This is a genomic window from Asticcacaulis sp. DW145 (genome assembly GCF_037101385.1).
GTDB lineage: Bacteria > Pseudomonadota > Alphaproteobacteria > Caulobacterales > Caulobacteraceae > Asticcacaulis > Asticcacaulis currens.
Map to the genome: position 1 here is coordinate 12,408 of NZ_AP029026.1, position 11,854 is coordinate 24,261.

At 62.4% G+C, this 11,854-nt stretch carries 9 protein-coding genes; 1 reads left to right on the forward strand and 8 read right to left on the reverse strand.

Annotated elements, in window-relative coordinates:
- Positions 1-85: 85 nt before the first annotated feature.
- A complete protein-coding gene (gene iolG / locus AACH73_RS17305; protein ID WP_338736495.1) occupies positions 86-1,069 on the forward strand; it encodes an inositol 2-dehydrogenase in 984 nt (327 codons plus the stop codon).
- On the opposite strand, the gene AACH73_RS17310 is transcribed toward iolG, so the two are convergent.
- The 8 genes from AACH73_RS17310 to cyoB form a co-directional block, all read right to left on the reverse strand.
- The gene (locus AACH73_RS17310; RefSeq protein WP_338736496.1) at positions 1,059-3,356 is read right to left on the reverse strand and encodes a GH92 family glycosyl hydrolase; all 2,298 of its coding nucleotides are present in this window, start codon (positions 3,354-3,356) and stop codon (positions 1,059-1,061) included. The two genes, iolG and AACH73_RS17310, sit on opposite strands and share 11 nt — an antisense overlap.
- Positions 3,357-3,360: 4 nt before the next feature.
- Positions 3,361-4,371, reverse strand: a complete 1,011-nt coding sequence (locus tag AACH73_RS17315; RefSeq protein WP_338736497.1) for an ABC transporter permease — start codon at positions 4,369-4,371, stop codon at positions 3,361-3,363.
- Positions 4,372-4,380: 9 nt separating this feature from the next.
- Positions 4,381-5,913 (reverse strand): sugar ABC transporter ATP-binding protein, encoded by a 1,533-nt coding sequence (locus AACH73_RS17320; RefSeq protein WP_338736498.1) that lies wholly within the window; start codon positions 5,911-5,913, stop codon positions 4,381-4,383.
- 7 nt (positions 5,914-5,920) lie between these two features.
- Positions 5,921-6,889: a substrate-binding domain-containing protein gene (locus AACH73_RS17325; protein ID WP_272741171.1), complete on the reverse strand. Its 969-nt coding sequence runs from the start codon at positions 6,887-6,889 to the stop codon at positions 5,921-5,923.
- A gap of 148 nt (positions 6,890-7,037) precedes the next feature.
- Positions 7,038-8,537, reverse strand: coding sequence for a CoA-acylating methylmalonate-semialdehyde dehydrogenase (locus AACH73_RS17330; RefSeq protein WP_338736499.1), 1,500 nt, complete (start codon positions 8,535-8,537; stop codon positions 7,038-7,040).
- A 156-nt stretch (positions 8,538-8,693) separates the two neighbouring features.
- Positions 8,694-9,137 carry a cytochrome o ubiquinol oxidase subunit IV gene (gene cyoD, locus AACH73_RS17335; RefSeq protein WP_338736500.1) on the reverse strand — a complete coding sequence of 148 codons (444 nt, stop codon included), beginning with the start codon at positions 9,135-9,137 and terminating at the stop codon, positions 8,694-8,696.
- Complete coding sequence (gene cyoC, locus AACH73_RS17340; RefSeq protein ID WP_338736501.1) at positions 9,137-9,814, reverse strand: cytochrome o ubiquinol oxidase subunit III; 678 nt, start codon at positions 9,812-9,814, stop codon at positions 9,137-9,139. Before cyoC ends, cyoD begins: the two co-directional genes overlap by 1 nt.
- 2 nt (positions 9,815-9,816) lie before the next feature.
- Entirely contained in the window at positions 9,817-11,847 is a 2,031-nt protein-coding gene (gene cyoB, locus AACH73_RS17345) for a cytochrome o ubiquinol oxidase subunit I (protein ID WP_272741175.1), read from the reverse strand.
- Between the last annotated feature and the right edge of the window lie 7 nt (positions 11,848-11,854).

The window sequence follows — 11,854 nt, forward strand, 5'->3', positions numbered from 1 at the left end:
TTTTGTAAGGCTTGGGTTTCAAAAATGGAATAAATATTTCAAAGCGGGATCAGGCTTGCGCCGTACCCCATACAAAGGAAACGCAATGTTTGAAGTGGCTGTCATCGGGGCCGGGCGTATCGGTCGTATCCACGCCAGAAACGTCGCCGCCCATCCGGCCTTGCACCTTAAGGCCATTGTTGATCCGGTGGGCGACAGTGCGGTGGAACTGGCAAAGGCGCTGGGGTCGGAGGTATCGACTTTTGAGGCGGTGCTGGCCGATCCGAACGTCAGGGGCGTGGTCATTGCCTCACCGACGGATCAGCACCTGACGCAGACCCTTCAATGCATCGCAGCGGGCAAGGCGGTCCTGTGCGAAAAGCCGCTGGATCAGGATCTGGAAACCGCGCGCGGGGCCGCGGCCCAATTAGGTGGGGATAAGCCGCTTCTGCTCGGCTTCAATCGCCGTTTCGACCGCCATTTTGCGGCGCTGAAACAACAGCTTGAGGCCGGACGCATCGGCGCACTGGAAAGCCTTTTGATCGTCAGCCACGATCCCGCACCGCCGCCGGTGTCCTACGTCAAGGTCTCAGGCGGCCTGTTCAAGGACATGGCCATCCACGATTTCGACATGGCGCGCTTTATTCTGGGCGAAGAGATTGTTGAGGTCTATGCGGCGGCGGCCTGTCTGGTCGATCCGGCCATCGGGGAGGCGGGGGATGTCGATACCGCCAAAACGACACTGAAAACCGCCTCAGGCCGCCTGTGCGTCATAAGCAATTCGCGCCGCTCCGGTTATGGCTACGATCAGCGCCTCGAAGCCTATGGGCAGAAGGGGCTTCTGAAGGCCGACAATGTGCTGGAAAGCACGGTGGCGCACTGGGGGGCCGAGGGCCCGGTGCTCGATGCCTTCCAGAACTTCTTCCTTGACCGCTATGCTGAGGCCTATCGCAGCGAAATCGCGCACTTTGCCGACATCGTGGCGGGCAAGGCTAAGCCGATGGTGGGCTATGACGACGCCGTGCGCGCGCTGGAACTGGCCGAAGCGGCGGCCTATTCGGTCGCCACCGGTCAGGTTGTCAGGGTTTAGTAAACCTTGTGGCCCAGCCGTTGGGTTGGGCCGCCATATCCAGTTCCAGCCTACCGCCCTTGATCAGTTCGGCATGGGTGAGCCAGGCGCGGTCGATCGCCTTGCCGTTCAGACGCGCGCCCACGACATAGATATTGGCCTCTGAGGTCTGGGGCGCGATGATCTGAAACGTCTTGCCGCCTTCCAGATGGATGGTTGTCTTCCGGAAGAGGGGCGAGCCGATGTAATAGAAGGGCTGCCCCGCATTGGGGTAGAGCCCCAGACTGGCCCACACATACCATGACGACATGGTGCCGGCATCGTCATTGCCGGGCAGGCCGTTGCGCGTCGGCTTATAGTGTACCGACAGGATGCGCCGCACGCGCTCGGCCGTGCGATCCGGACGTCCGGCGTGGATATAGAGCCACGGGGCCAGAATATCGGGCTCATTGCCCTGAAGGTAATAGCCGTCGTCAAACAGACGGTCGAGCCAGCGCACAAAGCCTTCGCGCCCGCCGGTCTTGGCCACCAGGCCTTCGACATCGTGCGGCACATAGGTCGAATATTGCAGCGAATTGCCCTCATAGAAGGGGGCCTCCCACCACGGGCCGGACTTGTCCGGATAGTCATAGGTGCAGGTGAAGTTTTCCAGCCAGCGCCCGTCGGCATAGCGTGGACGGATGCAGCCCAGATCGTCGTCCCACAGCTTTTTCCACGCCTCGGCGCGTTTGAGATAGCGGGCCTGATCGCCTTTTTGACCGAGATGCGCGGCCACGGAGGCGATGGCGAAGTCGTTATAGGCGTATTCGAGCGTGCGCGAGGCGGAGCGCGTCTGGCTCAGCGACACATAGCCCAGAGACAGATAGTCCTTCAGCACGCGCCCCTGAAGGAAGGGCTTGTCGCTTTCGACCTCGCCGTCCTTGCGCAAGGCGGCATAGGCCTGTTTGACATCGAAGCCACCAAGGTTTTTGACCACAGCATCGGCGATCAGCACGTCGCCGTTTGACCCGCCCTGCGTCATGCCATTCGCCCCGGCGATGCGCGAATCCGGCAGCCAGCCCGTATGGGCATAGGTGTCGATCAGCGAGCGGATCATGTCGCGCTGACGCTGCGGCTGGATGAGGGTCAACAGCGGATGCAGGGTGCGGAACGTATCCCAAAGGGTATAGAAATCCTCATAATGCGGCTCGGTTGAGTTCCACCAGACGTTTTCGCCGCTCAGGTCGTGCGGCATGGTGTGGCTGCGGTAAAGCCCCGAATAGAAGTTGCGCTTTTGGGTATCGTCGCCGCCTTCGACCTCGATCTTGGCAAGCGCGCCATTCCACAGGTCGCGTGCCTTGGCGTGCTGCGCATCGAAGTCCCAGCCGGGCAGTTCGGCGGCCAGATTGGCTTTGGCCTTTTCGACGCTGATGAACGAAACGGCCAGCTTCATCTGCACAACCGAGTCGGTCGCCGTATCGAACGTCATGAAGCCGCCCAGCCGGTTCGAAAACTCCTGCTCGGTGTCGTATTCGATCATCAGCCCCTGACGATTGGCCGCGCTCTTGGTCTGATTGCCGCCGTTAAGACGCCCGATGCCCTCCTGAATCTGCACCTCGCCCTGCCGGGCCTTCCACGCCCCGTACTTGACCGCCGGGCGGTCGAACACAGCGTAGAAGTAGAGCTTATAGGGGGCGGGGTTCCAGCCACCTTCAAAGCTGGCCCAGCCGGAGAGGGTGTGGTCGTCCACCACCTCAACCTGGGCCGCCGTGGTGCGCTGACCGCTGCCGCGCAGGCCGATGACCGAGGTGGCGTCGAGCACGAACTGACCCGGTGCGCCTTTGGGGAAGGTCACGCGCTGAAAGCCCACAAGCCGCGAGGCGGTCAGCTCGACGCGCACCGCCTTGGCCGGATCATTTGCCAGAGTCACGGCGTAATAGCCGGGCGAGGCCGTCTCATTGTGCTTGGCGAAGACCAGATGGTTGACGCCCAGTTCCCCAGACGTCGGGGTGACGCGGAAATTGCCGTACTTGCTGGTGCCGCCCGTGCCGGTGACGTGGGTGAAGCTGAAACCCAGAATGGCGCTTTTGGAGTCGTAGCCATTGGTGTCGCCATTGGCCGTGTCCGGGCTTAAGGAGACGAAGCCGAAGGGAATGCCTGCGCCGGGGACCGTATTGCCGCCGTCATCGACGCCGACAAAGGGATTGGCCAGCACGGTATAGTCCGGGGTCGCCGTCGGCTGAGCCATGGACGGGACACTGAGGGCGCACAGGGCCACTGCCATCATCAGGGCGCGAACCGAACCACGGCGTTTCAAACCAGAGGACATGCGATCAGACCTTTCCGCGATGCGATTTGGCATAGGCGTCGAAGGCCACGGCCGCCACGATGATCAGGCCGATCACCACCTGCTGGAAATAGGACGAAACGTGCATGATGACGAGTCCGTTCGACAGCACGCCGATCAGCAGCGCCCCGATCAGCGTACCGCGAATATTGCCCGCCCCGCCCGACAGGCTGGCCCCGCCGATGACGACCGAGGCGATGACGCGCAGCTCGTAATTAATGCCCGCCACGGCCTCCGCAGAGCCCAGACGCGCCGACAGCAAAAAGCCCGACAGCCCGGCCAGAAAGCCGACGATGACATAGACGCTGATCAGTATGGCCTTGACGTTGATCCCGGCCAGCCGCGCGGCCTCGGCATTGCCCCCCACCGCATAGACCTGCCGCCCGAAGCGCGTGTAGCGCAGCGTCACATGCCCGGCCAGCGCCACCAGCGCAAACAGGATGACGGGCACGGGCACACCCAGCACCGCCCCTGTGCCCCACCAGCGATAGCCGGCATCGAAGCCGGAAATCGGGCCCCCGTCATTGAGAATCAGGGTCGCGCCGCGCCAGATGGTCATGCCGCCCAGCGTCACGATAAAGGCCGGCACCTTTAGCCAAGTAATCGTCTTGCCGTGCGCATAGCCTGCCGCCAGCCCGATGGCCGAGGCGACGCTGAGTGCCACCAGCCATTGCGGCAGGTCGCCGCCCATATGCTGCACCACCCAGGCGGCGGCAATCGCGGCAAAGGCCAGAAGCGAGCCTACCGCCAGATCGACCCCGGCGGTGAGGATGACAAAGGTCATGCCGACGGCAATGACGCCATAGATCGACACCTCGGTCAGGATGTTGAGCGCATTGCGCAGCGACAGAAAGCGTGGGTTCCACGCCGCGAACCCGATAATCAGCAAAAGCAGGAACAGGGTCGTCCCCCAGGTCCGCAAAAAGGCCACCGTGTCGAAGGGGGCTTTGGCCGGGGGCGCAGACGGGTCAGGGGCGAGGGCTGGGGTGGCGGTCATCAAGGGGACTCAAGGGTTGGGGGCTTGCGGGGCGCTGCCGGTGGCCATCAGCGCCATCAGGGTTTCTTCATCGGCGTCGGTGGCTTCCAGCGTGCCGGTGATGCGGCCTTCGCGGAAGACGATGATGCGGTCGCTGACGGCCATCACTTCGGGCAGTTCGGAGGAGATGACGATGACCGCCATGCCCTCAGACGCCATGTCGAACAGGACCTGATGCACGTCGGCCTTGGCACCCACATCAATGCCGCGCGTCGGTTCATCGACGATCAGCACCTTGGGCGACAGGGCCATGCAGCGCGCCAGAAGCACCTTTTGCTGATTGCCGCCGGACAGGGTGCCGATGGCGGCTTCGGGGCTGCTCATACGGATGCGCAGCTTCTGCCGGAAGGTTTCAACAAGGCGTCGCTCGGCCCCTTCATCGACGAAGCCACCGGGGCGCGACAGGGCCTTCAGACCGGATAGCGACAGGTTATGCCGGATAGAGTGATCGAGGAAACAACCCTGCTGCTTGCGGTCTTCGGGCACCAACGCGATCCCGGCGCTCAGCGCCTGCGCCGGTGATTGAATGTCGAGGGCGCGGCCACACAGATGGATGCGTCCGCTATCCTTGCGGTCGGCCCCGTAAAGCACGCGCGCCAGATCGGTGCGGCCGGCGCCGACCAGCCCGGCCAGACCGACGATTTCCCCCGCGTGCACCTCAAAAGAGATGTTGTCGAGCGAGGTGCCGCGCGCCTCATGCGCGCCGCGGCGGCGGCTGACCCCGTCGATACGCAGCACCGGCGTCGGCGCGACCTGACGCGGCGGGCGCTTGAGAAAGGCGACATCGCGCCCGATCATCAGGCGCACCATGTCGTCGATACTGACGTCTGAAACCTGTCCGCCGGCCACAAAGCGCCCATCACGCAACACCGTGTAGGCGTCACAGATGGCCTTCACCTCCTTCAGGCGGTGGGTGACATAGATGACCGCGATGCCGCGCGCCTTCAGCGTGCCGACAATGCGATGCAGGATGTCCACTTCACGCGGGCTAAGCGCCGCTGTGGGTTCGTCCATGATGATCAGCTTTGCCTGAAGCGTCATGGCTCTGGCGATTTCGACCATCTGCTGATCGGCGACATTGAGGCGGCTGACCTCCAGATCGGGATCGAGGCTGAGGCCCAGATCGTCCAGTATACGCCGGGCATCCGCGCGCATCTGCCGGTGATCAATCAGGCCGAACCGCAGGGGCTCGCGCCCCAGGTAGAGGTTTTCGGCGACGCTCAGATAGGGCTGAAGGTTGAACTCCTGATAGATGGTGACAATGCCCGCCTTTTGGCGCTGGCTGGGCGTATCGTCGGGACGCAGGGGCTTTGCGTCAAAGGTGAGGTGCCCGCCGTCGCTACCTTGAGCCCCGGCGAGGATTTTGAGCAGGGTCGATTTGCCCGCGCCGTTTTCGCCCAGCAGGGCGTGAACCTCGCCCGGTTCGACGCGCAGGCTCGCCCCGCCCAGCGCCACGACACCGGGGAAACGCTTGGTGATGTCTTGAGCCTCAAGCAGGGCCATGACCGGCCTATTTCACTTCGCCAATGCGCGACGCCTGAGCGAGCGTGTCGCGGGTGATCAGCACCGGCGTCAGGCTTTTGGAGACGATGGGGGTCTTGTCTTTCAGATTGGCCACGACGGCGCGCAGGGCCGAGCGGATCTGTTCGCCCGGATTCTGTTCGACGCTGGCGGCCATTTCGCCGTCGCGAATACGTTTCAGTGCTTCGGGGATGGCATCGAAGCCCAGGACGGCGATCTGCTGCGTCGTAAAGCCCGCACCACGAATAGCCTCAAGCGCGCCCATAGCCATGTCGTCATTGAGGCACAGAATGACGTCCGGGTGCGCGCCGCCCATTGAGGTAAGCACGTTCTGGGTGACGCTTAAGGCCTGATCGCGCTTGGAATTGCCGGTCTGTTCGGCGACGATCTGATAGGCCGCACCGCCCGCCGCCAGCCCCTCATGCACGCCCTTGACGCGCTCAATCGAAGAGGTGCTGCCCGGATCATTGGTGATGACCACGACCTTGGCCCCCTTGGGGTAGGTCTTGACCACCCAGTCGGCCATGGCGCGCCCGCCTTCGACATTATTGGCCCCGAAATGCGGCACCGGGTGCTTGCCGCCACCGATCTGACGATCGACGGAGACAACGACGGTCTTTTCGTCGATCAGGGCGTCGGTGGCCGAGGCCAGCGCCTTGGAGTCGGTCGGCGCGATAATCACCGCCGAGATGCCCTGAACGCGCGCGGCCTCCAGATCGGAGACCTGCTTGGAGGAATTGTTCTGACCGTCCAGCACCTGAACCTTGACGCCCAGCTTTTGAGCTTCGTCCTCCAGATCGCGGCGCATGGCGACGAAGAAGGGCTGCGACAGGTCGCTGAAACTGACGACGATGCCGTCGGTGGCGGCGGCAGAACCGGATTTCTGACAGGCGGTCAGGCCCAAACCAAGGCCCATACCCAGACTGGCGGCCAGCAGGTGGCGGCGGTGAATCGACATAAGAGTTCCTCCCGTGGAACCGTGCGCCTTGCGGCTGCGTCATCTGTTCTATCTCCGGGACGAAGGCGTGTGGCAGAGGGCCCCGGATGGGCGTGCCGATTGGTCGGCTTTTTTTGTTTGTGCAGTAAATGGAATTTTTATTCCAACGTCAACGCATAGTCGGAATAATGAAGCTGGAATCGTGACTCTGGCCCGCGCGCGGCCATCTTTGGGTGACGGTTTTGGTGCGGGTGTAGAAGCGCACGCCGTCCATGCCGTACTGGTTGAGGTCGCCGAAGCCGGAGCGCTTCCAGCCGCCGAAGGAGTGATAGGCCACGGGCACCGGGATGGGGACATTGATGCCGACCATGCCGACCTCGACCTGAGAGGCGAACTCACGCGCCGCATCGCCATTGCGCGTGAAGATGGCCACGCCATTGCCGTAGGGGTGTTGCGACGGCAGGCGGATGGCCTCTTCCAGCGTTCCGGCCCGCACGATCTGCAACACCGGGCCGAAGATTTCGTCCTGATAGGTCTGCATGGTGGGTGTGACGTGGTCGAACAGGCTGGGGGCCAGGAAGAAACCGTCCTCATGGCCCTGAAGTTTGAAGCCGCGCCCGTCGAGCACCAGCTCGGCCCCCTCATCGACGCCCATCTGGATATAGTGTTCGATGCGCGCCTTGTGCGCCGCCGACACGACCGGGCCATAGTGAGCTTCGGCGTCGGTCGAGACACCGACGCGCAAGGCTTCGGCGGCGGCCAGCAGCTTGGGCCTAAGACGCTCGGCCGTCTCTTCGCCCACCGGCACCACTACGGGCAGGGCCATGCAGCGTTCGCCGGCGGACCCATAGGCGGCGCCCATAATATCGGCCACCGCCTGATCGAGATCGGCATCGGGCAGGACGATGCCGTGGTTCTTGGCGCCACCCATGCATTGCATCCGCTTGCCATTCTGCGACCCGCGTCCATAGACGTATTGTGCGATGTCAGACGAGCCGACGAAGCTCACGGCGCGGATGTCGGGGTGATCGAGTATGGCATCGACCACCACCTTGTCGCCGTGCACGACATTGAGCACGCCTTCGGGCAGCCCGGCCTCCAGCAAAAGCGCCGCCAGCCGCACGGGCACGGAGGGGTCACGCTCGGACGGCTTGAGGATAAAGGCATTGCCGGTGGCCAGCGCCGGGGCGAACATCCACATGGGGATCATGGCCGGGAAGTTGAACGGCGTGATGCCGGCCACCACCCCCAGCGGCTGCCGCAGCGAAAAGACGTCGATGCCGGGCCCCGCCCCTTCGGTATATTCGCCTTTCAGCAGGTGCGGGATGCCGCAGACGAACTCCACCACCTCCAGCCCGCGCTGAATGTCGCCTCTGGCATCGGAAATGACCTTGCCGTGCTCAGACGCCAGAAGATGCGCCAGGGCGTCCATATCGCGCTCCAGCAGGCGCTTGAACTCGAACATCACCCGCGCGCGGCGCTGAGGATTGAGCGCGGCCCAGCCCGGCTGCGCGGCCTTGGCCACCGCTACGGCTTGCGCCAGCTCATCAGGCGTCCCCAGATCGACCTGCGCCTGCACCCGGCCGGTATTGGGATCGAACACCTCACCCACCCGGCCCGACACCCCCGCTACCGCCTGACCGCCGATAAAGTGTGAGATGTGCCGCATGGGTTTCCACCTGTCCGTTAAGGGGTTCTGGTATTTTAGAAAAAATATTTCATATATTTTGAATTTGCAATGATCATTTTATTTTTGGTTTGCAGCAGAAAAAAAACCGCCCGGACGGGTCCGGGCGGTGCGTGGGTCGTCTGTGAGGTGGGGGCGTTAGCCCAGACCGCCGCCACTCATCATGCCGGGGGCCATGTTGTGGTTGAGGTGCGTCATCACCCACAAGGAGCCGATGATCAGGATGCCGACAATGATCGCCGTAAAGATAAAGGCGAGATTGTTCCATACCTGGCTCGAGGAACTGTTCATGTGCAGGAAGTAGCGCAGGTGCACGACAATCTGGATCACGCCGAGGATCAGGATGACCGGCACCAGTGTCGAGGCCGGCATTAGCTTCAGCATGGTCAGGACAAACGGAATGGCCGTCAGGATGACCGACAGGCTAAAGCCGATCAGATAGTCCTTCACCGAGGCGTGGCCAGCCCCGTGATCGTGACCATGGGCGTCGCCGTGGTTCAGCTTGTCCACCGCGTGGTGGTCGGCCAGCTCGGTATGCGGGTCCTTGGCAGGGTGCAGGGTGGGCTTGTCAGGGATGTGCATCAGGCGGCTCCCATCAGATAGACGATGCTGAAAACGCCGATCCAGATGATGTCGAGGAAGTGCCAGAACAGGCTCAGCTCCATCATGCGGATGCGGTTGGCGGGGGTGATGCCGCGGCGGAAAAGGTGGACGAACATGACGCCCATCCAGATCAGACCCGACGTGACGTGCAGGCCGTGCGTGCCGACCAGAGTGAAGAAGGCCGACAGGAAGGCCGAACGGTCGGGACCGGCCCCTTCGTGGATCAGGTGGTTGAACTCATAAATTTCCATGCCCATGAAGCCGAGGCCCATAAGCCCGGTCACGGCCAGCCAGCCCAGAACGCCGTTCAGCTTGTTGTTCTGCATTGAGATCATCGACAGACCAAAGGTCAGCGACGACAGCAGAAGCAGCGAGGTTTCGATGGCGACAAAGCCGAGATCGAACAGCTCACGGCCATTGGGGCCGCCTGCGGTTGCATCCTTCAGCACCGCGAAGGTGGCAAACAGGGTCGCAAAGATCAGGCAGTCGCTCATCAGGTAGATCCAGAAGCCGAGCGTAACCTTGGCTTCTTCGTCCTGATGGTGGTGGTCGTGCGTGTCGTGGGCTTCGTTCGGATTGTGGTCGTAGGCGGACTTCAACTGATCCTTGAAGGCGCCGACGGGGTTTTCCGCCGGATTAACGGGGGTGCTGCTCATGGTTACGCCTCCGTCGTTGTGTTGAGCTTGGCGAAGCGCGCGTCTTCGATAGCCTTGATCTCATCAGGCTGAACGTAATAGTCGCGGTCTTCATTGAAGGTGTGCAGGATGGCGAGCCCGATCATGCCGATCAGGGTCACGACGGCCAGCCACCAGATGTGCCAGACCAGCGCAAAGCCGAACGGAATGCTGGCCAGACCGATCAGCAGGCCCGTTGCCGTGTTGCGCGGCATGTGGATCGGCTCATAGGACTTGGGCTGGATATAGGCCTGACCCGTCTGCTTGGCGTCCCAGAAGGCATCGTGGTTGCCGATGGCCGGGGTGACGGCAAAGTTATAGAAGGGCGGCGGCGAAGAGGTCGCCCACTCCAGCGTGCGGCCATCCCACGGGTCGCCGCTATCGTCGCGCAGCTCATCGCGCTTCCAGATGGAATAGCCGATCTGGACGATCTGAGCGATGATACCGGCAAAGATGATCAGGGCCCCACAGGCGGCGACGATCAGATAGACGTGCCAGACGGGGTTATCCATGTGGCTTAAGCGGCGCGTCATGCCCATCAGGCCCAACGCATAGAGTGGCATGAAGGCGACGTAGAAGCCGATCAGCCAGCACCAGAAGCTGACCTTGCCGATGCCCGAATGCAGGCGGAAGCCGAAGGCCTTGGGGAACCAGTAGTTGAGGCCCGCAATACAGCCGAACAAAACGCCGCCGATGATCACATTGTGGAAGTGGGCGATCAGGAAGACCGAGTTGTGCAGCACGAAGTCTGCCCCCGGAATGGCCAGCATGACGCCGGTCGCCCCGCCGATGACGAAGGTGATGATGAAGCCCATGGTCCACAGCATCGGCACTTCGAGGCGCACGCGGCCGCGGTACATGGTGAACAGCCAGTTGAACACCTTAACCCCGGTGGGGATCGAGATGATCATGGTCGAGATGCCGAAGAAGGCATTGACATTGGCACCCGCGCCCATGGTGAAGAAGTGGTGCAGCCACACGATGAAGGACAGGATGGCGATACACATGGTCGCATAGACCATGGCGTCATAGCCAAACAGACGCTTGCGGCAGAAGGTGGCCACGATCTCCGAGAAGATGCCGAAGGCGGGCAGGACGAGGATGTACACTTCCGGGTGACCCCAGGCCCAGATCAGGTTGACGTACATCATGGCGTTGCCGCCGCCGTCATTGGTGAAGAAGTGCATCCCGAGGTAACGGTCGAGACCCAGCAGCGCCAGAGTGACGGTCAGGATGGGGAAGGCGGCGACGATCAGGATGTTGGCGGCCAGAGTCGTCCAGGTGAAGACCGGCATGCGCATCAGGGTCATGCCCGGCGCGCGCATCTTGAAGATGGTCGCAATCAGGTTCACCCCGGACAGTGTCGTACCTATCCCCGAAATCTGGATGGCCCAGAGATAATAATCGACCCCCACACCGGGCGAGAATTGCAAGCCTGACAGCGGCGCATAGGCGAGCCAGCCCGTATGGGCAAACTCACCAACGACCAGCGAGACGTTGATCAGCACCGCGCCCGCCGCCGTGAACCAGAAGCTCAAGCTGTTCAGATACGGGAAGGCCACGTCGCGCGCCCCGATCTGAAGCGGCATGATGACGTTCATCAGGCCGATCACGAAGGGCATGGCGACGAAGAAGATCATGATCACGCCGTGGGCGGTGAAGATCTGGTCGAAGTGGTCCGGCGGCAGGAAGCCGTGCCCGCCGGCCGAGGCCAAAGCCTGCTGCGCGCGCATCATCAGGGCGTCGGCAAAGCCGCGCAACAGCATGATGAGGGCCAGGATGATGTACATCACACCGATCTTCTTGTGATCGACGCTGGTCAGCCACTCTTTCCACACATAGGGCCAGAGCTTGAAATAGGTGGTCAGGCCGAGCACGAGCACGGCGGCACCGACCATACCGGCACCGGCCCCCATGATGATGGGGTCGTGCCATGGCACGGAGCTGATATCGAGTTTACCGAAGAGGAAGCGAAGAACGGGGTCTTCGTGGAGTTCGGCGACAGGGCTGGACATGGGTTAT

Bases quoted from the DNA above. Each gene is read 5' to 3' on its own strand.
- iolG (WP_338736495.1), top strand. From the start codon at position 86: ATGTTTGAAGTGGCTGTCATCGGGGCCGGGCGTATCGGTCGTATCCAC.
- AACH73_RS17310 (WP_338736496.1), bottom strand. From the start codon at position 3,356: ATGTCCTCTGGTTTGAAACGCCGTGGTTCGGTTCGCGCCCTGATGATG.
- AACH73_RS17315 (WP_338736497.1), bottom strand. From the start codon at position 4,371: ATGACCGCCACCCCAGCCCTCGCCCCTGACCCGTCTGCGCCCCCGGCC.
- AACH73_RS17320 (WP_338736498.1), bottom strand. From the start codon at position 5,913: ATGGCCCTGCTTGAGGCTCAAGACATCACCAAGCGTTTCCCCGGTGTC.
- AACH73_RS17325 (WP_272741171.1), bottom strand. From the start codon at position 6,889: ATGTCGATTCACCGCCGCCACCTGCTGGCCGCCAGTCTGGGTATGGGC.
- AACH73_RS17330 (WP_338736499.1), bottom strand. From the start codon at position 8,537: ATGCGGCACATCTCACACTTTATCGGCGGTCAGGCGGTAGCGGGGGTG.
- cyoD (WP_338736500.1), bottom strand. From the start codon at position 9,137: ATGCACATCCCTGACAAGCCCACCCTGCACCCTGCCAAGGACCCGCAT.
- cyoC (WP_338736501.1), bottom strand. From the start codon at position 9,814: ATGAGCAGCACCCCCGTTAATCCGGCGGAAAACCCCGTCGGCGCCTTC.
- cyoB (WP_272741175.1), bottom strand. From the start codon at position 11,847: ATGTCCAGCCCTGTCGCCGAACTCCACGAAGACCCCGTTCTTCGCTTC.